The following is a 21,523-nucleotide window of genomic DNA, read 5'->3' on the forward strand; positions in this document are numbered from 1 at the left end:
ACATCCGTGGCTGGGGCACTTTTTCTGTTATCCACAGAGGGCTGTGGACGGAATCGATGTGTTACTTGGAGGTGACGATATTGATGATCCGGCCAGGCACATAGATCTCCTTGACCACAGCCTTGCCCTCCAGGTAACGGGCGACCTCCGGCACGGCTCGGGCGGCGGCCAGGGCCTCGTCCTGGGGTGCCGTCTTGGAGATGCTCACTTCGCCGCGCACCTTACCGCTGACCTGCACACCAATGGTCACGGTGTCGCGGGTCGCCGCCGCCTCGTCCACCTGGGGCCAGGGCTGCACGTGCACGCTGCCCACCCCGCCGCGCTCGGTCCAGATCTGCTCGGCGATATGGGGCACCAGTGGCGCCAGCATCAGGTTGAAGATGTGCAGCGCCTCGTCCCAGACGGGCGTCCCGAAGACCGGCGACCGCTTGGCCTTGACCAGCGTGTTCGTCAGTTCCATCAGCGCGGCCACGATGGTGTTGAAGCTCATGCGCGCGAAGTCGCCGCCTACCTTCTTCAGCGCCGAATGCACCGCGTAGCGCAGGTCAGCCTCACTCACGTTCTCCTGCGGCCCCGAGGCCTTCTCGTCGAAGTACAGCGCCCACACGCGCCCCAGCCACTTGACCGGCCCGTTGATGCCCTGCGGGTCCCAGGGGCCGCCCAGTTCCCAGGGGGCAATGAACATCAGGTAGGTGCGCACCGTGTCCACGCCGTACTCGCGCACCAGATCGTCGGGGTCCACGACGTTGCCGCGCGACTTCGACATCTTCTCGTTGTCCTCGCCCAGGATGATGCCCTGATTGCGCAGGTGCGCGAAGGGTTCGTGCTGGGTGGTCAGGCCCAGGTCGCGCATGACCTTCGTCCAGAAGCGCGAGTACAGCAGGTGCAAGATGGCGTGCTCGATGCCGCCCGTGTACAGGTCCACCGGCAGCAGCCGCGCCTGCGCGGGGTCGAAGGGATGCTGGTCGTCGTGGGGCGACAGGTAACGGTACATGTACCACGACGAATCCACGAAGGTGTCCATCGTGTCGGTGTCGCGCTCGGCCGGGCCGCCGCACTCGGGGCAGGTCGTCTCGACCCAGGCGCGGTTCAGCACCAGCGGGCTCTGGCCGGTCGGCAGGAATTCCACATCGGCGGGCAGCTCGACGGGCAGCTGGTCCTCGGGGACCGGCACCGCGCCGCACTTCTGGCAGTACACGATGGGAATGGGCGTGCCCCAGTAGCGCTGACGCGAGACCAGCCAGTCGCGCAGGCGGTAGGTCGTCTTGGCCTTCGCCACGCCGCGTTCCTCCAGCGCCGCGACGATGCCCGCGATGCTGGCCTTGCCGCCCGCCAGCCCGTCGAAGTCGCCGCTGTTCACGATCAGGCCCTCACCGCTGTAGGGGGCCTCGGCGTCCCCCGCCATCGGCTCGCCGCCTTCGGGGCGGATGACCTCGCGGATGTCCAGCCCGAAGCGCCGGGCGAAGGCGAAGTCGCGCTCGTCGTGCGCGGGCACGGCCATGATCGAGCCGGTGCCGTAGGTCGCCAGCACGTAGTCGGCCACCCAGATCGGCAGCTGGTGCCCGGTGATGGGATGCGTGGCGAAGGCGCCGGTAAAGACGCCCGTCTTCTCGCCGCTGTCCTGCTGGCGCTCCACGTCGGTGCGGCGGCCGGCGGCGACCACGTAGGCCTCGACCTCGGCGCGCTGCTCGTCGGTGGTCAGGGCCGCGACCCTGGCATGCTCGGGGGCCAGCACCAGGAAGGTCGCGCCCATCAGGGTGTCGGGGCGGGTCGTGAAGACCGTCTCGGGGCCGGCGGGCGTGTCGAAGGTCACTTCCGCGCCGACCGACTTACCGATCCAGTTCGTCTGCATGACGCGCACGCGCTCGGGCATGTCGGTGTGCGTGAAATCCAGCAGCTCGTCGGCGTAGTCGGTGATCTTGAAGTGCCACTGGCTCATCAGCCGGCGCTCGATCAGCGCGCCCGAGCGGTCGCCGCGCCCGTCGATGACCTGCTCATTGGCCAGCACGGTCTGGTCGACCGGGTCCCAGTTCACCAGCGACTCGCGCTTGTAGGCCAGCCCGCGCTTGTAGAACTGGATGAAGAACCACTGGTTCCAGCGGTAGTACTCGGGGTCGCAGGTGGCGAAGCGGCGGCTCCAGTCGATCATGGTGCCCATGCGCTGGAACTGCCCGGTCATGTGCGCGATGTTGCTGTAGGTCCACGCGGCCGGGTTGATGTTGTTCTTGATGGCCGCGTTCTCGGCCGGCAGCCCGAAGGCGTCGAAGCCCATCGGGAACAGCACGTTGTGGCCGCGCATCCGCATCCAGCGGGCGTGCGCGTCGGGGGCCACGTTGGCGTACCAGTGCCCGATGTGCAGGTTGCCGCTCGGGTACGGGAACATGGTCATGGCGTAGTGCTTCTCGCCGGGGGCCTCGGGGTCGAAGCGGTACAGGCCGTCGTGCTCCCACTTCTCCTGCCACGCGTGCTCGAAGGCGTGGGGGTTGTAGCGCTCGGCGCGCGGCTCCTGGATGTCGGGACGGGTGATGTCGGCAGGGGTCTCGGTCATGGGATGGCAGCTCCTTACAGGCAAAAGAAAAGCCCCGGCCTACACGCAGCCGGGGACACTCGCACGGGCCGTGAAGGCTAGGCGAGAAGTCCCCGGGTGGTAAGCGCAGAGCGGATCATGGGTCCAGCATAGCGCACCGGGCCGGGCGGCGCACTTGCGCAGGACGGCCCGGCCCCCGCCACCTAGACTGGGCGCCTATGGAACGACCGGGAGTCTGGGAACGGGTCAGGGCCTTCGCGCGGGGCGAGCGTGACGCCGAACTCCTGTACGCCTACAAGCGGGCCGGCACGCAGGTCCACACCCTGCTCGACGCGGCCGAGCGCCGGCGCTTCGGGCAGGCGGCCAGCGGCGCGGGGCCCTTTGACATGCCGGCGGCCGTCGGCCTGGAACTCGTGTGCATCTGGAACGCCTTCGTCCTCCAGACACTGGGCGACCGCATGCTGGAAGCCGACGAGGCCGACGACCCCGCCACCGCCGGCTTCGTGCCGCCCGTGACCTACGACCAGGTGCAGGCGTACTACACCGGGGCGCAGCGCTGGCTGGCCCACGCGAGCCGCGCGGGGCACGACCCGTCCTTCACCGTGCCGGAGACGCTGCCCGCCCCCCTGCCGGCCTGGTCGCCGGTCGAACCCTGCCCGCGCGCCCACCTGGGCGCCATGCTCGCAGCCCTGCGGTCGCTGGGCCTGCACGCCGAGGCGGCGATGAACGAGCTGGAGGGCGCCGCCCCCGCCGCCGACCAGGCCCGGCTGAGCCGGCTGCGTGGGCAGTACGCCCAGGCCGCCGCCTCGGCGCGCTACGCCCTGGACATGTACCGCCCCGACGCGGGGGCCACGCTGCACGAGGAGATCGAAACCCGCGCCAAGGCCGCCCTGGAGGACTTCTACCGCGTGGGTCAGCTCCTGAGCTACCCGGCGCTGCTCGGCCGGGCGCCGGAGGCCCCCAGACGCGCGGGCACGGCCCGGCCGGCCGGCGCCCTGCCGGGCCAGCCCGGTTTCGACCCCTGGATCATGACCGACCCGCATACGGCGGACTCGCTGCGCCGCGACCCCCAGGCCGCCCGGGTCATCGCGGAGATGTGGGCGCTCGACCCCGACCCGCGCGCCAGCCTGGGCCTGTGGCGCGACATCGAGGCCGCGCGGGCACGCGGCGCGGTCACCTATGCCCGGCATCCCGGCGGCGTCCTGATCGGCTACTACTTCTGCACGCCCTACGCGGCCATCTACGAGGCGACGCAGGCGGTCGTGATCGGGGACACGCCCGTGCCCCGGGGCCAGCGCTTTACCATCGAGTGCGCCGCCGAGGGGGTGCGCCTGGGCTACCCGTTCAAGCGCGAGGTCGTGCTGGGACAGTTCCGCGCCGCCCAGATCGACTACTGCGACCCCGACGCGCCCCCACCCCACGACGACTGACCCGGCGTAGGCGTCTCACCGCCCGACCCTGCCCTACGCCCCCGCAGAGGCCGCCGGAAATTCCACCAGCACGTGTTCGGCGCTGAAGCCCGGTCCCATCGCGCTCAGCAGGCCCCGGCCCCGGGGCTGGCCGCGCAGGATCTCCTCCAGCACGAACAGCACCGTCGCGCTGCTCATGTTGCCGCAGCGGCGCAGCACCTCGCGGCTGGCGTCGAGGGTGCCGCCGGGCAGCTCCAGCGCCTCCTCGTAGGCGTCCAGCACCTTCACGCCCCCGGGATGCACGACGTAGATGCCCAGGTCGGCGCGCGTCCAGCCGTTCGTCTCCAGGGCGTCGCGCACGTTGTCCTGCATCATGGCGCGCACCAGCGCCGGGATGTCGCGCGAGAAGCGCACCTTGAGGCCGTCCTCGACCACGTCCCAGCCCATGATGTCCTCGCTGTCCTCGATGAGGGTCGAATACGCGCCGTGCAGGGTCAGCAGCGGGGGCGGTCCCGGCACGTCGGGGGCGGTGACGACCAGCGCCGCGCCGCCGTCCGAGAACAGCGCCGTGCCCACGAAGTTGCTCTTGGACTCGTCGCCCGCGATCAGGGTCAGGCTGCACAGCTCGACCGCCACGTACAGCACCCGCCGGTAGCCCGCGCGCACGAGGTCGGCGGCGCGCGCCAGCCCCGACGCGCCGCCCGCGCAGCCCAGCCCCCACAGCGGCAGCCGCGCGGCGTGCCGGCGCAGCCCCAGCGCCTCGATCAGGTAGGCGTCGAGGCTGGGCGTGCTGATGCCGCTCGTGTTCACCACGACCACGGCGTCCACGTCGCCCGGCGCTATCTCGGCCTGGGCCAGCGCCCCCTCGGCCAGCCGCAGGCACAGGGCGCGCGCCTCCTCGACGAATACGGCGTTCTTCTCCGGAAAGGTGTGGGGCGCGCGGTACCACGCCAGCGGCCGGGACAGGGGCCGGGTTTCGATCTGCGCGTTGGCGAACACGTCGAGCAGCCCCCGGCGTGCGCCCAGGCGGGGAAACAGCTCGGCGGCGGCGGCCCTCACCTCGGTCTGCGCGGCGCTGTAGGGGGGAGTTCCGGTCACGAGCGACCGCACGGTGGGAGCCATGGAGGACATCGCGCCCATTCTGGTCCGCCGCCGCCGCGTCAAGGTCTGTCGGCCTACGGTTGGGCGGGGCCCGCCCCTCTTTCCCAAGCCTCTCTAAAGCGCCGCCTCACACCTCGCGCAGGTACCCCGCCTTCAGGAACTCCTGGAGCAGCGGTTCGAGGTCGTGCAGCGCGGCGTCCGAGCGCATGGCGTACTCGGCGGGCGTCAGGCCCTGGGCGGCGGCCCGCATGAGTTCGATGCCCGGCGCGCCGTACTGGGTCCGGAAATTCAGGAAGATGTCCGTGATGGGGTTCACGGCGTCGCGCCCCCGCAGCGTCAGCCCGTAGGTGTGGTGCGCCCAGCCCGCCAGACTGCGCGGCAGGATGAGGGTCTGGGGCCGCAGCGGAGCCGGGAACGCGCCCTCGTAGGGCAGGGTGGCCGGCAGGGTCGCCACGACCTCACCGCGCGAATACAGCAGCGCGCCGCCGGGCTGCGCATGCAGGCCCGTGAAATCCGGCGTGAGGTTGAATTTCCAGGCCCGGCTGCCCACCCCGCTCAGGATGTGCGCGTAGGTGGCGGGCAGCGGGTGGGCCGAGAGCGCCGCGCCTTCCTGGTACAGCCCCAGCAGCTCGCCCAGCGCCTGCTCGCCCGAGGCGTTGACGGCCGCCGCCGCGACGGTGCGGCCCTCGTAGACGAGCACGTAGGCGGCCTGGTCGCCCAGCGACACCGCGAGGTAGCCGTGCCAGCCCAGGCCGTGCAGGTATTTCAGGAAGGCGTGCAGGTCGCAAAACGCGCTGTGCAGCCCCTGGTAGGTCGGCTCGCTGTGCGGCAGGAACCGCGCCAGAAAGGGCGAGACGCCGGGGTACATGGGCCGCAGTTCGGGAATGGCCGCGAAATCGCCCTCGCTGCCGCCCGCCGTCTGGATCGCGGGGTCCGGGGTGGGGGACGGCGCTTCGGGGGAAGGCGCGAGCCGCACCTCGCCGGGCGACGTGACCGACGCGACGATGGTGGACTCGGCCCCCGCGTGGCCGGCCACCGCCCCGTCCGGGACCGGCGCGCTTTCCTGCTCCTCCGCTGCTCCGCGTTTCAGCGCGCCGCGCAGGGGCTTTTGCGACCGGCGCTTGCCGTCCGGCGAACCGGTCACGCCTTCTCCCCGGCGGGCGCGAGGCCCTGGCGGTACTGCCGGGCGCGCTCCCGGTAATTCGCGGCGTTGTCGCCGGGCGTGGCCGGGCGCAGCACCCTCGCGGGCACACCCAGGGCCAGCATCCCGGCAGGCACCTCGGCTCCGGCGCTCAGGACGGCTCCGGCCCCCAGCACCGCGCCCTCGCCCAGCACCGACCCGTTGAGCATGACGGCCCCCATGCCCACCAGGCTTCCGGCGGCGCAGCGCGCCCCGTGGACGACGGCGCGGTGGCCGACCGTCACGTCCGCCTCCAGCACGCAGGGAAAGCCGGGATCGGCGTGCAGGACCGCGCCGTCCTGGACATTGCTGCCCGCACCGACCGTGATGGTCTCGGTGTCGCCGCGCAGCACCGCGCCGAACCACACGCTGCTGGCACGCTCCAGCCGCACGCGGCCGATGAGGTCGGCACTGGGCGCGACGAAACTTTCAGGATGAACGTCGGGGACATGCCCCTCCAGGGAATACAGCGGCATGGCGGGCCTCCAGAGCAGCGCGGTGGCCCGGGCACCCGTGCCGCGCCGGCTGCTGACAGGGTCCAACGTAGCATGTCCCCCCGCCGCCCGCCCCCGGGGCGGCGCAGGTATGCGCGCCGCCCGCCGGGACCGGCCGCTACCATGAAGGCCATGAGCCTCCCGACCGACCCGGCCCCCGTGTCCCTGGGCAAGGACCCGCCGGACGCCGCGCCGGACGCGAACACCGCGAATGGGCCGGTCGCCGCGCAGGTGCAGGTCTTCCCGGCCCACTTCAGCGGACAGGCGGGCGAATACTTCCGGCTGTGGCTGGTCAACCTGGCCCTGAGCGTGGTGACGCTGGGCCTGTACCTGCCCTGGGCACGGGTGCGCAACCGGCAGTACCTGTACGGCCATACCTGGGTCGACGGCCACAACTTCGAGTATGCGGCCAACCCCTGGGCGCTGCTGCGCGGCTACCTGCTCGTCGGGGTCTTCTTCGGGGCCTACAGCGCCGCCACGCAGCTTCAGTTCAGCGGCTGGGAGTGGGTCGCGGGACCGGTCGCGCTGATCTTCGTGCTCGCCTATCCGTGGCTGGTGCGCCAGTCGCTGCGCTTTCTGGCCCGCAGCACCGTCCACCGGGGCCTGAGTTTCGGCTTCGGGGGCAGCCTGGGCGGGGCCTACATGGCCTACGGCGTGGCGAACGTGGCCGCCGGGGTCTCCTTCGGGCTGGCGCTGCCGCTGGCGTGGTACGCGCAGCGCGACTATCAGGTGCGCGGCCTGCGCTACGGCGCGGCGACGGGGCGTTTCCGGGGCGGGCCGGGGGGGCTGTACCTCATCGGACTGACGGCGCTGGGCCTCACGGTGGGCGGCGGCCTGATCGTCGGGGTCCTGAGTACCTTGGGGGCCGTCCTGCTCCGCTCCGGCCAGACGGCGCCCTTCGGCGACGAGTTCGGGGACATTCTCGAACAGCCGGGCGTCCTCGCGGGGATCGTCGCCACCTACCTCGGGTTTCTGGTCCTGTACATGGTGGGGTGGCAGTACGTCCGGGCGGCCACGCTGCGCTACGTCCTGAACCACTTCGAACTCGGCGGGGTGGTGCGGGCCCGCGCGACTTTCAGCACCGCGCGCCTCGTGTGGATCGGCGTGAGCAACGCCGCCGCGCAGCTCGTGTCGCTGGGGCTGCTCACGCCCTGGGCGACGGTGCGCCGGGCCCGCTACGTCGCCGCGCACACGCAGGTGCTCTCGCTGGTGGACCTGGGCACCTTCGTCGCCGGACCGGCCGCGCCGGCCGGCGCGCTGGGCGAGGCCGCCACCGAACTGCTCGACATCAACCTGGGATTCTGAGATGCCCGTCCCCCCACCTGCCCCGGCCGCACCCCTGACCCTGAGCGGCACGTATTTCGATGGCCGCAGCAGCCAGCCCTGGCCCGCCACCCTGGAGACCGGACCCGGAGGACGGGCGACCCTGACCCTGGCCGGCCCCGGCCCATCCCCGGAGCCCGCAGCCCCCCTGCACTGGCCGGCGGCGGCGCTGCGGGCCGAACCGGCGCTGCCGGGCCTGCGGCGGGTGATCCGGCTGCCCGGGGGCGGGCGATTCGAGACCGGCGACGAGGCCGGGGTCCGCGCCCTGGAGGCCCGGACCCGCCAGAACCGCGTGCTGGGCGGGGTGCGCCGGCTGGAGGGCAGCTGGGCACTGACCCTGGGGGCCACCGCCGCGCTCGGGCTGTTCGTGTGGGGGTTCCTGACCTTCGGGCTGCCCGCCCTGGCCCGCAGCACCGCCGCCGTGACCCCTGTAGCCGTGCTGGAGACCTTCGACCGCGAGAGCGTCCGCCTGCTGGACACCGACGATTTCCTGGCTCCCAGCCGCCTGAGCGCCGCCCGGCAGGCCCAGTTGAGGCGGGAATTCGCGCGGGTGAGCGCCTGGGCCGGGGGCGGCTACCGCTACCGCCTGCTGCTGCGCGACGGCGAACCGGCACATGCGCCCTTCGCGCTGGGGGCCAACGCCTTCGCGCTGCCGGGCGGCACCGTCGTCATGACCGACCAGCTCGTGGCGCTCGCGCGCAGCGACCGCGAACTCATGGGCGTGCTGGCGCACGAAACCGGGCACGTGACCCGGCGCCACGGGCTGGCGAGCGTGTACCAGGGGCTGGGGCTGGCGCTGCTGGGCACCGCCGTGACCGGCGACCTCGTGGGAGCGGCCACCTTCGCCGCCGCCGTGCCCTCGACCCTGCTGCAAAACGGCTACTCGCGGCGCGCCGAGACCGAGGCCGACGAGCGCGCCGGGGCCTACCTCCTGCGCGCCTACGGCACCACCCGCCCGCTGCGCGACATCCTGGCCCGGCTGGAGGCCCAGGACCGGGCCGGCGAGGGCGGCCCGGAACCGCAGGACTCCGCCTCGCCCGGCGACCTGCTACGCACCCACCCCGGCACCGCGCAGCGCCTCGCCCACCTGCGCGAGATCGAGAACGCCGCGCGCTGACCCCCGTCCACACCGGGGGACACTCGCACTTGCCGTGCCCGCGCCCAGACGCGACCCTGGGCACACAGATCCGGCCGGGTCCGGGCTTTCGGGCCACTGCGCACGGGCGTCACCGTGACGCGCGTCCTCACGGGCCAGGGGCACGGCAGGTCACAATGGGAGACGAGATGACAAGAGACCTCACGACGAGGGTGCTGGGCGGCCTGACGCTGCTGCTGCTGCTGATCGCGGCCGGCCTGGGCCTGAGCGCGCCCCTCGACCAGAACCAGGGTTCGCTGGTGCGGCTGTTCTTCATGCATGTGCCAAGCGCCTGGCTCAGCTACCTCGCCTACGGCGGCACCGGCCTGTTCGGACTGCTATACCTCATCACCCGTCAGCGCCGCTGGGACCGTCTGGCGATGAGCAGCGCCGAGATCGGGCTGCTGTTCACGGTCGCCACCATCGTCGGCGGAATGCTGTGGGCCAAGCCGACCTGGGGCGTGTACTGGGTGTGGGACGCCCGCCTGACCACGACCGCCCTGAGCATCGTCATCTACGGCGGTTACCTGCTCATCCGCAGCATGATCGACGACCCCGACCGCCGCGCGCGGGTGGCGGCCGTGGTCGGGCTGGTGGGCACGCTGTACGTGCCGGTGAACTACATGGCGGTCGAGTGGTGGCGCGGCGTGCACCAGACCCAGACACTGCGGCTGCTGGGCGGCATCAGCTTCGAGGGCGCGCCCATCTACGGCTGGGTGCTGCTGGTCGCCACGACCGCCTTCACCTTCCTGTACGTGTACCTGCTGCGCGTGCGCGGCATCCTGGCGGCCCGCGAGGCCGCGCGCGAGGAACGCGAGCTGATGGGCGACCTGGGCGCGCCGCTGGGCCGGGGGGAGGCTCTCCGTGGATAAGTATTCGGGGTACGTGATCGTGGTGTACGTGGTGACCCTGGGCCTGCTGTTCGGGTATCTGGCCTGGATGTGGCTGCGCCTGCGCGCCGTGAAGAACGAAGCGCCCCTTCAGGAGCAGGCCCCCCAGACGCCCGGACGCCGCGGGAGCCTGCGTTGACCACCCCGGCCGGCACGCCGCTGCCGCGCGCCCGCAAGCGCCGCCGCAGCCCCTGGCCCACCGTGCTGGGCGTGGCCGCCCTGCTGGGTCTGGTGGGCTTCATCGCCTTCGGGAACCTGGGCAAGAGCCTGGAATACTTCGTGACCCCCACCGAGTACCAGCAGCAGCGCGCCGAGCTCGAAGGCCGGTCCATCCGCATCGGTGGGCTGGTGCGCGAGGCCCGCTACGACCCGCAGAGCCTGAACCTGAACTTCGTGGTCAGCGACGGCGGCGCGAGCTTCCCGGTCAAGTACCACGGCGCGGTCAGCGACCTGTTCAAGAACAACCAGGGCGTCGTGGTGCGCGGCGAGTTCCAGGGCGACACCTTCTATGCCCGCGAACTGGTGGTCAAGCACAGCGAGCAGTACAGCGTGCCCCAGACCCAGGCCGAACTCAAGAACATGATGCGGGACACCGAGTAGACCTGCCCCGGCCCGGGTCCGGGCCGCGCTTCCCGCCTCCCTTTTCCGCACCCCCTTCCTCCGGCAGCGACCTGACCGGAATCCTCATCTGGAGGCGGCACCTTGCTCAACCTGATCTCCTTCGGGGCGTCGGAACTCGGCGCGCTGGGGCAACTCGCGCTGCTGGGCGCGCTGGGCTTCTCGCTCGCGGGCCTGCTGCTGGCCCTGGTCGGCGGCCTGCGCGGCGACGCCCGCGTCTCCGAGGCGGCCCGGCGCGTGAACTGGGCCGTCTTCGCCCTGCTCACGCTGGCCGTGGTCGTGCTGGAAGTGGCGCTGCTGCGCGACGACTTCAGCGTGCGCTACGTGGCCGAACATTCCATGCAGGCCTCGCCCCTGTGGGTCAAGGTGACGACCCTGTGGGCCGCGCTGGAGGGCAGCATCCTGCTGTGGGCCTGGGTGCTGTCGGGCTACGCCTTCATCCTGAGCCTGACCCTGCGCCGCGACGCGCTGCGGCCCTGGGCGCTGGGCACCATGTTCGTCAGTCTGCTGTTCTTCGTGGGGGTGTGCGCCACCGTCGCCTCGCCCTTCACGCCGCTGGCGAGCATTCCGGCCGACGGGCAGGGCCCGAACCCCGCATTGCAGAACCACTGGATGATGGCCGTCCACCCCGTCCTGCTGTACCTGGGCTTCGTGGGCCTGAGCGTGCCCTACGCCTACGCGGTCGGGGCACTCGTGACCGGGCGGCTCTCGGACCACTGGGTCGTGGTGACGCGGCGCTGGACGATGGTCGCCTGGGCCTTCCTGACAGCCGCCATCGTGGCCGGCGGCTGGTGGAGCTACGAGACGCTGGGCTGGGGCGGCTACTGGGCCTGGGACCCGGTCGAGAACGCCAGCTTCATTCCCTGGCTGCTCACCACGGCCTTCCTGCACAGCATCCAGATTCAGGAACGCCGGGGCCTGATGCGCTCGTGGAACGTCTGGCTGATCGTGCTGGCGTATTCCAGCACGGTGCTCGGCACCTTCCTGAACCGCTCGGGCATCGTGCAGAGCGTGCACGCCTTCGCCGACGGCCCGGTCGGCGCGGTGTTCCTGGGCTTCCTGGCGCTGCTGCTCGTGCTCGGGGTGGCGCTGGCCGCCTGGCGTTCTCCGCTGCTGCGCGACGAGGCCGACCCCGCCGCGCCGGTCAGCCGCGAGGGGGCCTTCCTGGCAGGCAACTGGCTGTTCCTGGTCTTCGCCTTCGTGGTGCTGCTGGGCACGCTGTTCCCGACCTTCGTGGAGTTCGTGCAGGGGCGGCGCGACGCCTCGGTGGGGCCGGCCTTCTTCAACGCCTTCGCCGTGCCGCTGGGCCTGGGCCTGCTGCTCCTGATGGGCGTGGGGCCGCTGCTGCCCTGGCGCCGCGCCGACGGGCAGTCGCTGGTGCGCGCGCTGCGGCCCCTGCTGCTGGCGGGCCTAGGGGCGGCGCTGGTCGCCTTCGTGACCGGCGTGCGTAACCCCGGCGTGCTCCTCACGGTGGGCCTGAGCGCCTACAACCTCGCAGGGCTGGGGCTGCTCACGGTGCGGGCGGCCCGGCAGCGCCGCGCGGGCCTGCCGACCCTGCTGCGCGAGCAACCCCGCCGCTACGGCGCGTACCTCGCCCACGTGGGCCTGCTGGTCATCGCGCTGGGCATCGCCTTCAGCACGACCTATCGCCAGGACCAGCAGGTCACCCTGAACGTGGGCGGCGCGCCGGTGCGGCTGCTGAACGAGGACCTGCGCCTCACCCGCATCAGCCGCGAGGACTACCCGCACGGGGCCTCGGCGACCGCGCACGTGGATATCGACGGCCAGCCGTTCCTGAGCCGCGTGAACAGCTACAAGCAGGCCCCGGGTCAGCCCTTCCCCGCTCCGGCGGTGCGCTACGGGCTGTGGGGCGACACCTACCTCGTCGTGACGAGCATCGACGTGCGCGGGCAGTGGGCCAGCGTGCGCCTGATCGAAAGCCCCCTGGTGAGCTGGATCTGGTGGGGCACCCTCATCGTGATGCTGGGCTCGGTCCTCACCCTGACGCCCCCGGCCCGCGCCGCCGCCCGACGCGTGCCCGCCGGCCTCGCCCCCGCCACGGACTGAGACCGGGCCACGCCCGATCCCGCAAGGACTTCTGACATGACCGAAAAAACCGCTCCTTCCAACCCCGCTCCGGCTGCCCGGCCCAGCTGGCGGCGCTTCGTGCCCCCGCTGCTGGCGGCCGGACTGGTGGCCGTGCTGGGCGTGACCCTGCTGCGCCCGGCGCGCACCGCCACCGACGGCGGCCCCCTGATCGGCAAGGCCGCGCCCGAATTCGACCTCCAGACCCTCGACGGCGGCACCCTGAGCCTCGCGTCGCTGAAGGGGCGGCCGGTCGTCGTGAACTTCTGGGCGTCATGGTGCGTGCCCTGCCGCCAGGAGGCCCCGCTGTTCCGCGAACTCGGCGCGCGCCCCGCCAACGCGGGCGGCCAGGGGCTCGCCATCGTCGGCGTGCTGTTCAACGAGACGCGCGAGCAGGACGCCCGCGACTTTATCCGCGAGTACGCGCTGGCCTACCCCAACCTGCGCGATCCCGGCATCTCGACCGGCATCAACTACGGCGTGTCGGGCGTCCCCGAGACGGTGTTCATCGACAAGAACGGCGTCGTGCAGCACATGGACCGGGGGGGCCTGGACCGCGCGCGCCTGAACGTGGGCCTCGCCAAGATCGGGGTGCCGGGCCTGTGAGGGCGGCGACGCGCAGCCTGCTGCTGGGCGCGGCGCTGCTGGGCAGCGCACTGGCGGCGGCCCCCCAGACGGCGGCCCCGGCCCCCAGCCTGAACTCCGAGCAGCAGAACCGCGCCGTCGCCATCGAGCGCAACCTGCGCTGCCCGCTGTGCGACAACGGCGAATCGATCTCCGAATCGCGCGCCGACATCAGCATCCAGATGCGGGCCTCGGTGCGCGAGCAGGTGGCCCAGGGCCGCAGCGACCGCGCCATCTACGACTTCTTCGCCGAGCGCTACGGCAACTTCGTGCTGCTCGACCCGCCGCGCGAGGGACGCGGACTGCTGCTGTGGGGCGCGCCCGTGCTCGCGCTGCTGCTGGGCGGCGCAGCGCTCGCGCGGGTACTGGGGGGCCGGGGCCGCGCCGTGCCCGCCGGAGCCGCGCCGGTCGCTGCGCCCGTTCCCGAAGAGAGCTACGACACCTATCTGGCCCAGGTGCGCCAGGACGTGCCGGGCCGGACTTCCGGCAGCCCCGACCCCGACCGGAGGCAGCCATGACCGCCCCGGCCCTGCTGGCGGGCCTGCTGCTGGCGCTGGTCGTGCTGGCTTCGCTGTGGCTGGTGCTCTCGCCGCTGCGCGCGGCGACCCCCGACGACCCCGACGCCGCCGAGCGTGGGCGCCTGGAAGCCGAGCGGGACCGCCTGTACGCCGAGCTGCGCGCGGGCGACGAACAGGCCCGCGAGCGGCCCGACCTCGAGCGGCGCGCGGCGCTGACCCTGCGCGCGCTCGACGCCCTGGCCCCCGCGCCGCGCGCCGGAGCGGGCCGCAGCCGCGCGCTGGCGCTGGGCGGGGTCGCGCTGGCGGCCGTGGTCACGGTGGCGGGCGCGCTGACCTTCGTGCCGCGCTGGCAGCTCGCGGGCCTGAACGCAGGCGAGGCCAAGACGGTCCAGGCGGTGCTGGGGCTCCCAGGCCTGCGCGCCCGCGCCCAGAACGGCGGCGACGAGGCGGCCTACCTCGCCTGGGGCGACGCGGCCTTCGGGGCGGGGCGCTACGACCAGGCCATCAACGCCTACGGCGGCGCGCTGCAACGCGATCCCCGGCAGCCGCAGGCGCTGCGCCGCCTGGGAATCCTGCTGCTCACCCGCCCCGAGCGCGGCGGGCAGGCCCTGAGCCGCGAGGACTCCGACCGCGCCGCCCTCCTGATCCGCACGGCGGTGCAGCTGGCCCCCGACGACGCCGAGTCGCAGCTGTTCCTGGGCTTTGCCCTGGTGCGCTATGGGCAGGACGCCGAGGCCCTCACGGCGCTGGAGCGCTACCGCACCCTGGATCCCCAGGGCCGCGACGCCGACGACACCATCACCGCCATCCGCGCCCGCCAGAACGAGACCGATCCGGCGCTGAGCGTGTACGCCGCCAGCTGCGCGAGCTGCCACGGGGCCTCGGGGGGCGGCGGCGTCGGCCCCAGCCTGCGCGCGAGCACCCTGAGCCGCGCGGCGATCCAGGGGATCATCCGCAATGGGCAGGGGGCCATGCCCGCCTTCCCGAGCATCACCGGCACGAAGCTCACGGCCCTGACCGACCTGCTGGAAAAGTGGCAAGGTGAAGGCCAGTGAGCCGGGGGAACGCTTGAGCCGCCTCACCCGCCGCGCCCTGCTGGAACGCTGGTGGGTGCTGCCGGTGGCGGGCACGCTGGGCACCTTCGGGTATATGGGCTACTACGCCACGCGGGTGCTGCGCGGCCGCCGGGCGTGGGCCAGGAGGCCTTCGTGGCCGGTCCCGCCGCCCGCATCGCGGCCCGCAGCGACCTGGCCGGGGCCTGGGACGAGCGCACCTTCAGCTATGGCGGCCGGCCCTGCACGCTGCTGCGCCTGCCCGGGCCGGTCGCGGGCGGCCTGAGTGTAGGCGGGGCGCATTACGCGGCCTTTTCGCGGGTCTGCACGCACCTGGGCTGCTCGGTGAACCTCGTGCGCGACCAGGAAGTGCTGGCCTTCGCCTTCAACTACCGCCCGCCGCAGGGCGAGCGCCACCCGCAGCTGGGCTGCCCCTGCCATTACAGCGTGTTCGACCCGCTGCGGGCGGGAGAGGCCGTCTTCGGCAAGGCCGCCTCTCCCCTGCCCCGCGTGCGGCTGGAGGCGCGCGAAGGCGACCTGTACGCCACCGGCATCGAACCCGCGCCGGAGTTCAGCGGCTGATGGCGGTGGCCCTGACCTTCACCTCGGGCGACCCGCAGGCCGCCTCGCGCGTGCTGGTCGCCTCGGCGCAGGCCCTGGCCGGCCGGGGCGAGGCGCTGTGGCCGCCCGAGAGCCTGACGCCCGAGCGGCTGGCCCGGCACTATCCCCCGGCGGGCTGGCGCGTGGCCTGGCACGCGGGCACAGCGGTCGGGTGCTCTGTCCTGCTGGAGCGCGACCCTCTGTTCTGGCCCGACGATCCGCCCGGCGAGGCGCTGTACCTGCACAGACTGGCTGTTCACCCGGCGGCGCAGGGGCAGGGGCTGGCCGGTCTCCTGCTGGCGGACGCGGCGGCGCAGGCCCGGGCGGCGGGGCGCAGCTGGCTGCGTCTGGACACGGCCTCCGACCGGAGCAAGCTGCGGGCGCTGTACCTCGGCGCCGGGTTCGTGCCTGTAGATGAAGTGCAGGTCGGGGCCGACCATGTCGTCCGCTTCGAACTGCGGCTGAAATGAGGCAACAGGTCAGCTTAGCTTCTTCTAAACTCGGTCTCATATGAGATACGCGCCCCTGCTCCTCCTGCCGACCCTGCTGCTGGCCTCCTGCCATGGGCAGAACACCCCGACCGTGACGACCTACACCAGCACCTCCGGAACGGTGCGGGAACTGGGAACGCCCGGCGCCAACGACATGGTCGCCCCGACCACGGCTTGGACAGGAGGGGCCGGGACCATTCAGGCGACTGTCGCGGACGCAGGTACCCAGGGCGCGACCTCGGCCAGCCTGGCGAGCAACGGCACCTTCACCCTCCCGCTGCCCACCAACGTCAAGACCCGGAGCCTGAGCAGCGACGAGTTCACCCTGCCGGGATCGGAAGAGCTGGGCTGCGCCGGCACGCCGACCGTCAGCGATCCGGCGGCCCGCTTCGCCGTCCTGAATGTCAACGTCAGCGCCGGCAAGCAGGGCCCGGTCGACCCTGTCCGGATCTCGTTCACGGGAACGGTCAATGCACCGACCGGCCTGAGCATCGAGTCCGGCGCCTTCCTGTACGCGGATCGTCCGGTCAGCATCACCGGGACGCAGACCTGCACCCTGACAGAGAGCGGCGAGACCTACACCTTGACCTCTTCTCTCAACATGACTTTGGGTCAGGGCTGGAACAAGGTCACGGCCACGGAAATCATCAACGACAGCGGAGCCAGCCTGAATCTCACCAGTGGGACCTTCCCCACTGAGGAATGGGTGTACCTCGACGGCAGCGCCCTTACCAGCGCCGCCGTCCACCGCGCGGCGTCCAAGCTGCCAGCCGGCCTGAAGCCGTTCAAGTTCTCGGACCTGCGCTGAAACCAGCGCCCTGGCCCGGCCTCAGCCGGGTTCGAGCAATGTCCGCACCTCACTGAACGGCAGCCGCCCGGCCCCCGCCACCTTGAGCCGCAGGTTCAGCCGCGCCCGGCGCAGCAGGTCCGGATCGAGGCGGTGCCCCCAGCGGGCCAGGGCCGGGGCCGGGTCGTCCATGACAGCGACCTCGGCCTCCAGCGCATTCCAGCCGGCCTGCCCCCAGTCGAGCAGGCCGGCATAGTCTCCCGACCCCCCGACCAGCAGGTTCAGACGGTACACGTCGCCGTGGATGAAGGTGGGCGAGACGACCGGATACGGGGTGCCCAGCAGACGCCCGAGTTCCGCACGCTCGCCGGGAGTCCAGCCGGCCCGGGCCTGGGTTCGCCCAATCCACTCGGAGTCGCCCTGCCAGGAGGCCATGCGCCGGGGCCGGGGCAGCGGCGGCATGGCCTGGAGCCGGCCGAGGTCGTCCAGGACGGCTTCCCAGACCTGGGGCTGCACCTGCCCGGGCACCTCGCCGTCCAGCCGTTCCCACAGGCCGTAGCCCCGGCCCCAGTACAGTGGCCGCGCGGTGCGCACCCCCGCTGCGAGTGCGCCGCAGGCCACCCGCGCCTCGTGGGCATGCCGGGTCCGGCCGCCCAGGCGCAGCACGGCTGCGTCGGTCAACCAGACCTCGTTGGCGAAGCCTGTTCCGGCGCGGCGCAGGCCCGAGACGCCCAGGCCATGGCGGGCAAAGTACCGCTGCACGGACATGCAGGCAGTCTAGGAGCGGGCCGGCCAGTCAGCCAGTCGGCTCTCCATCCGGCCAGTACGCGCCGGAAAGCGCCGTGCCTATAGTCCAGCCATGCCGATAGTCCGGGAACGACGTCCAGAGGGGTTCGGGGTGCAGGCCGGGGGACTGGCGCGCGCGGCGCTGGCTCCCGCGCCGGTCCTGCTGCGCCGGGCCACCGCCGCCGACGCGGACCTGCTGGCCTGGATCATCCGCACGGCCTTCGCGGAGTACCGGGACCGCCTGTCGCCTCCCAGCCCCGCCGTGCAGGAATCGCCCGCTCGCCTCAGCGCCCTCCTGCGGAGCGGCGGCGCCTTCGTGGCCGAATGCGGGGGACAGGTGGCCGGCGGCGTGCTGTACGAGCACCGGGGCGACCACCTGTACCTCAGCCGCCTGTCCGTGCTGCCCGGGGCGCGGGGCCGGGGGCTGGCACGCGCCCTGACTTCGGTCGTCGAGCGGCGGGCGGCCGAGCTGGGTCTGGGCTGCGTGCGGCTGTCGGTGCGGCGCGCCCTGCCCCGCAACCGGGCGATGTACCTGCACTTCGGCTACCGGCATTTCGGGAACGGCGAGGCGGCGGGCTGCCCCAGCGACGCCTCGGAGATGCTGGAAAAGCACCTCCGGGCGGCCTGCCGCGTCCGGCAACCTCATTGAACCCGGCGGCCGCCCCGCTCACCGGGCTCAGGCCAGCGAACGCAGGGCGCCGCGCATGAGCTCCAGGCCGGTCTGCGCCTCCTCGCGCGTGAGGATCAGCGGCGGGCTGACACGGATCACGGCTTCACCGCAGTCGAGGTTCAGGAGCCCGCGTTCGAACATCGCCATGCTGGCCGCGTCGCGCAGGCGGCCGTCGGGCGAGCCGTCGGGTTTCACGAATTCCAGCCCGATGAACAGGCCCTGCCCGCGCACGTCGCCCAGGAAGGGAAACTCGGCCTGCATGGCCCGCAGTTCGGTCAGCAGGTACGCGCCCACGTCGGCGGCATTCTCCATCAAGGACGCGCCGCAGCCGGGGTGGGCGACCACGCCTTCGAGCAGGTCGAGGGTGGCGTGGGCCGCCGCCGCCGACACCGGATTGCCGCCGAAGGTCGAGCCGTGCGAACCGACCGGCCACGTCATCACGCTCTCGCGGGCCAACAGCGCCGAAATGGGCAGGCCCGAGGCGATGCCCTTGGCGACCGTGACCATGTCGGGCTGCACGTCCCCGAAATTCTGGAAGCTGAACATCTTGCCGGTGCGGCCCATGCCCGCCTGCACCTCGTCGAAGATGAGCATGATGCCGTGGCGGTCGCACAGCGCGCGCAGCCCCGGCAGGAAGTCGGCCGGCGGCACGATGTAGCCGCCCTCGCCCTGCATCGGCTCGACGATGATGGCCGCGACCTCGTCGGCCGGGATGACCCCCACGAACAGCGCCTCGATCTGGTCGAGCACCGCCTGGCCGCAGGTCTCGGGCGTGCTGCCCGGCAGCGGCCGGAAGGGGTTGGGGTATGGCACGTGCGACACGGCGGGCAGCAGCGGCCCGAACCCGCGCTTGTACTTCGTCTTGCTGCCGGTCAGCGTGATCGCGCCGTAGGTGCGCCCGTGGAAGCTGCCCATCGTCGAGATGATGTGCGCCCGCCCGGTGTGGTTGCGCGCGAGCTTGACGGCCGCCTCGACCGCCTCGGCACCCGAGTTGCCGAAAAAGACGCGCCACTTTTCGTGCCCGCCGTCCGGCAGCGGGCGCTCGATGTGCTTGACGAGCCGCTCGGCCAGACTGGTCGTGATTTCCTGCGGGTAGTCGGTGAGGCACACGTGCGCGAACTTGCCGACCTGCTCCTGCACGGCCCGCACCACATGCGGGTGCGCGTGCCCGGTCGTGCTGACCGCGATGCCCGCGAAGAAGTCCAGCATGGTGTTGCCGTCGGCGTCGGTGAGCCACACGCCCTCGCCGTGGTCGGGCACGAAGGGGTAGGGCCGCATGTACGAGGTCGAGAGGTGCTGCGCGTCGCGGCCCATGATCGCCGCCGTCTTGGGGCCGGGCAGGGCGGTGCGCAGCTCGGGCTGGCGGGCCTGGGTCTTGGGCTGGTCGAGGGTGGTCATGACTTCTCCTGAAAAAAGAGAGCGGGCGAATGGAGGCTGCCGGGCAGAGGCGGGGCAATCGCTGCGCTGTCCGGAACGTCGGTTCGGTGTGTCCCGGCCGGCGCCGCCGCGATGCGGGCTTCTAAACCTGTTGCGCGGTAGTGGGCTGATCGGCGAAAAACTTCGTCTGAGTCGCGCAAAAACTCGTAATTTTATATGCTGTTTAAAACAGATAGAATTTGACGTCCTAGAAGCTAATTTCTCTGGCACTGCCCTTACTGCACAATCGGGCTTCAGTCGCCGCTGATCGCGGGGATCGTCTGCGGCAGGCCGTCGGGCGCCGTGTCGGTCACGGGCGCCGCGCCCACGCCGTAGGCGGTCCACTTGTCCTCGCGGCTGTTCAGGCGGTGCTGCGTCGCGCCGGGGCGGTTGCGGCTCTCGCTGAATTCCTTGGGTTCGATGGAGATGCGCTCGCCCTCCATCAGCCCAAAGATGCCGCTCTGGCCGGGTTCCTGGCGCTGCCAGTCGGCAGGCACGGCCATGTCGGGGCCGGTATAGTCGGTCGGCTCGCTGTAGGCGGCGATGTAGCCCTCGAAGTTACGCAGGATCAGCTTTTCGGGGCTGTGCGAGAGCACGTAGTTCGGCGCGACCGGAATCTTGCCGCCGCCGCCGGGCGCGTCCACGACGTAGGTCGGAATGCTGTAGCCGCTCGTGTGGCCGCGCAGCGACTCCATGATCTCCAGGCCCTTGCTGACGGTGGTGCGCAGGTGGCCCGCGCCGTGTACGAGGTCGCACTGGTAGATGTAGTAGGGCCGCACCCGGATCTTGACGAGTTCGCGCAGGAGCTTCTGCATGATGACCGGGTGGTCGTTCACGCCGCGCAGCAGCACGCTCTGGTTGCCCAGCGGCACCCCGGCGCGCGTGAGGCGGTCACAGGCCTCGGCCACCTCGGGGGTGATCTCCTTGGGGTGGTTGACGTGGATGTTCATCCAGACCGGGTGGTTCTCGGAGAGGACGTCGCACAGTTCCTGCGTCACGCGCATGGGCATGAACACGGGCACGCGCGTGCCGATCCGCACGATCTCGATGTGCTCGATCTTGCGCAGCTCCGAGAGCAGCCGCCCCAGCACCTTGGGCGCCAGCGTGAGGGGATCGCCGCCCGAGAGCAGCACGTCGCGCACCTGCGGGGTGCGGCGCAGGTACTCCAGCTGCGCCTCGTACTCGGCCGGGTTGAAGGTCTCGCTCGGGTCGCCCACGATGCGCGAGCGGGTGCAGTAGCGGCAGTAGCTCGCGCACTGGGTCGTAACCAGCATCAGCACGCGGTCGGGGTAGCGGTGCACCAGCCCCGGGACCGGGCTGTGCTTGTCCTCGGCCAGCGAGTCTTCCATCATCGCCGTGAAGGGCGTGAGCTCGTGGTGCGTCGGGATGACCTGGCGCCGGACCGGGCAGGTCGGGTCTTCGGGGTCCATGAGCGAGGCGAAATACGGCGTGATGTCGAGCCGGAAAATGCCCTCGGCACTCGCCCCCCGGCGCTCGGAGTCGGTCAGGCGCAGTACCTCTTCGAGTTCCGCGACCGAGTTGATGCGGTTTTTGAGCTGCCATTTCCAGTCGTACCACTGCTCGTCGGGAACATGCTGCCATTTGGGGGCGCGGTGACCGCGCGGCAGCATCTGCTGGGCACGGGTGGTCGCCTGGGGGTGAATGCTGGACATACGGGCCTCCAAAAAAGCGTTTGGTATTGAGGCCTTCATTCTCCGCAGCGCGGCGGCCTTTTTGGAAGCGCGGCGCAGGGCGTGCAGGGAGACCTTCACCCCATGTCCGGTGGGCAAACGACACCCTCAACCTTTCAAATGCTA

At 71.8% G+C, this 21,523-nt stretch carries 21 protein-coding genes; 14 read left to right on the top strand and 7 right to left on the bottom strand.

Annotated features, from left to right (window positions below):
- Window positions 1-61: 61 nt before the first annotated feature.
- On the bottom strand, window positions 62-2,548 hold the full coding sequence (leuS, locus tag DGO_RS10110) for a leucine--tRNA ligase (protein WP_014685416.1): 2,487 nt from the start codon (window positions 2,546-2,548) through the stop codon (window positions 62-64).
- Between the two features lie 197 nt (window positions 2,549-2,745).
- Between leuS and DGO_RS10115 the strand changes: the two genes are divergently transcribed.
- Window positions 2,746-3,957, top strand: a complete 1,212-nt coding sequence (locus DGO_RS10115; protein WP_014685417.1) for a hypothetical protein — start codon at window positions 2,746-2,748, stop codon at window positions 3,955-3,957.
- A gap of 33 nt (window positions 3,958-3,990) precedes the next feature.
- On the opposite strand, the gene DGO_RS10120 is transcribed toward DGO_RS10115, so the two are convergent.
- The 3 genes from DGO_RS10120 to DGO_RS10130 form a co-directional block, all read right to left on the bottom strand.
- Window positions 3,991-5,058, bottom strand: a complete 1,068-nt coding sequence (locus DGO_RS10120; protein ID WP_014685418.1) for a type III polyketide synthase — start codon at window positions 5,056-5,058, stop codon at window positions 3,991-3,993.
- Between the two features lie 106 nt (window positions 5,059-5,164).
- Window positions 5,165-6,181 carry a hypothetical protein gene (locus DGO_RS10125; RefSeq protein ID WP_226991336.1) on the bottom strand — a complete coding sequence of 339 codons (1,017 nt, stop codon included), beginning with the start codon at window positions 6,179-6,181 and terminating at the stop codon, window positions 5,165-5,167.
- A complete protein-coding gene (locus DGO_RS10130) occupies window positions 6,178-6,693 on the bottom strand; it encodes a gamma carbonic anhydrase family protein (RefSeq protein ID WP_014685420.1) in 516 nt (171 codons plus the stop codon). The genes DGO_RS10125 and DGO_RS10130 overlap by 4 nt, the downstream gene beginning before the upstream one ends.
- 150 nt (window positions 6,694-6,843) lie before the next feature.
- On the opposite strand from DGO_RS10130, the gene DGO_RS10135 reads away from it, so the two are divergent.
- The 12 genes from DGO_RS10135 (at window position 6,844) to DGO_RS21120 (ending at window position 16,855) form a co-directional block, all read left to right on the top strand.
- On the top strand, window positions 6,844-8,016 hold the full coding sequence (locus DGO_RS10135) for a YjgN family protein (RefSeq protein ID WP_145975302.1): 1,173 nt from the start codon (window positions 6,844-6,846) through the stop codon (window positions 8,014-8,016).
- Window position 8,017: 1 nt separating this feature from the next.
- Window positions 8,018-9,151 carry a M48 family metallopeptidase gene (locus DGO_RS10140; protein WP_043801953.1) on the top strand — a complete coding sequence of 378 codons (1,134 nt, stop codon included), beginning with the start codon at window positions 8,018-8,020 and terminating at the stop codon, window positions 9,149-9,151.
- A 167-nt stretch (window positions 9,152-9,318) separates the two neighbouring features.
- A complete protein-coding gene (ccsA, locus tag DGO_RS10145; RefSeq protein WP_014685423.1) occupies window positions 9,319-10,041 on the top strand; it encodes a cytochrome c biogenesis protein CcsA in 723 nt (240 codons plus the stop codon).
- Window positions 10,034-10,198 carry a hypothetical protein gene (locus DGO_RS23820; protein WP_169331007.1) on the top strand — a complete coding sequence of 55 codons (165 nt, stop codon included), beginning with the start codon at window positions 10,034-10,036 and terminating at the stop codon, window positions 10,196-10,198. Before ccsA ends, DGO_RS23820 begins: the two co-directional genes overlap by 8 nt.
- Entirely contained in the window at window positions 10,195-10,659 is a 465-nt protein-coding gene (ccmE, locus tag DGO_RS10150; protein WP_014685425.1) for a cytochrome c maturation protein CcmE, read from the top strand. The genes DGO_RS23820 and ccmE overlap by 4 nt, the downstream gene beginning before the upstream one ends.
- Window positions 10,660-10,761: 102 nt before the next feature.
- Window positions 10,762-12,744 carry a heme lyase CcmF/NrfE family subunit gene (locus DGO_RS10155; protein WP_014685426.1) on the top strand — a complete coding sequence of 661 codons (1,983 nt, stop codon included), beginning with the start codon at window positions 10,762-10,764 and terminating at the stop codon, window positions 12,742-12,744.
- A gap of 36 nt (window positions 12,745-12,780) precedes the next feature.
- Window positions 12,781-13,368 carry a TlpA family protein disulfide reductase gene (locus DGO_RS10160; RefSeq protein WP_014685427.1) on the top strand — a complete coding sequence of 196 codons (588 nt, stop codon included), beginning with the start codon at window positions 12,781-12,783 and terminating at the stop codon, window positions 13,366-13,368.
- Complete coding sequence (locus DGO_RS10165; RefSeq protein ID WP_043801956.1) at window positions 13,365-13,904, top strand: cytochrome c-type biogenesis protein; 540 nt, start codon at window positions 13,365-13,367, stop codon at window positions 13,902-13,904. Before DGO_RS10160 ends, DGO_RS10165 begins: the two co-directional genes overlap by 4 nt.
- Window positions 13,901-14,959 carry a c-type cytochrome gene (locus DGO_RS10170; RefSeq protein WP_043801960.1) on the top strand — a complete coding sequence of 353 codons (1,059 nt, stop codon included), beginning with the start codon at window positions 13,901-13,903 and terminating at the stop codon, window positions 14,957-14,959. Before DGO_RS10165 ends, DGO_RS10170 begins: the two co-directional genes overlap by 4 nt.
- Before the next feature lie 153 nt (window positions 14,960-15,112).
- Entirely contained in the window at window positions 15,113-15,538 is a 426-nt protein-coding gene (locus DGO_RS10175; RefSeq protein ID WP_338032379.1) for a Rieske 2Fe-2S domain-containing protein, read from the top strand.
- Entirely contained in the window at window positions 15,538-16,026 is a 489-nt protein-coding gene (locus DGO_RS10180; RefSeq protein WP_014685430.1) for a GNAT family N-acetyltransferase, read from the top strand. Before DGO_RS10175 ends, DGO_RS10180 begins: the two co-directional genes overlap by 1 nt.
- Before the next feature lie 40 nt (window positions 16,027-16,066).
- Window positions 16,067-16,855: a hypothetical protein gene (locus DGO_RS21120; RefSeq protein WP_014685431.1), complete on the top strand. Its 789-nt coding sequence runs from the start codon at window positions 16,067-16,069 to the stop codon at window positions 16,853-16,855.
- A gap of 21 nt (window positions 16,856-16,876) precedes the next feature.
- On the opposite strand, the gene DGO_RS10190 is transcribed toward DGO_RS21120, so the two are convergent.
- Window positions 16,877-17,602 carry a phosphotransferase family protein gene (locus tag DGO_RS10190; protein WP_043801963.1) on the bottom strand — a complete coding sequence of 242 codons (726 nt, stop codon included), beginning with the start codon at window positions 17,600-17,602 and terminating at the stop codon, window positions 16,877-16,879.
- Window positions 17,603-17,693: 91 nt separating this feature from the next.
- On the opposite strand from DGO_RS10190, the gene DGO_RS10195 reads away from it, so the two are divergent.
- Entirely contained in the window at window positions 17,694-18,269 is a 576-nt protein-coding gene (locus tag DGO_RS10195) for a GNAT family N-acetyltransferase (RefSeq protein ID WP_083847269.1), read from the top strand.
- A gap of 27 nt (window positions 18,270-18,296) precedes the next feature.
- On the opposite strand, the gene DGO_RS10200 is transcribed toward DGO_RS10195, so the two are convergent.
- On the bottom strand, window positions 18,297-19,688 hold the full coding sequence (locus DGO_RS10200) for an acetyl ornithine aminotransferase family protein (protein ID WP_043801969.1): 1,392 nt from the start codon (window positions 19,686-19,688) through the stop codon (window positions 18,297-18,299).
- 272 nt (window positions 19,689-19,960) lie between these two features.
- A complete protein-coding gene (locus DGO_RS10205; RefSeq protein WP_043801972.1) occupies window positions 19,961-21,379 on the bottom strand; it encodes a KamA family radical SAM protein in 1,419 nt (472 codons plus the stop codon).
- Between the last annotated feature and the right edge of the window lie 144 nt (window positions 21,380-21,523).

The organism is Deinococcus gobiensis I-0, from assembly GCF_000252445.1.
GTDB classification, from domain to species: domain Bacteria; phylum Deinococcota; class Deinococci; order Deinococcales; family Deinococcaceae; genus Deinococcus; species Deinococcus gobiensis.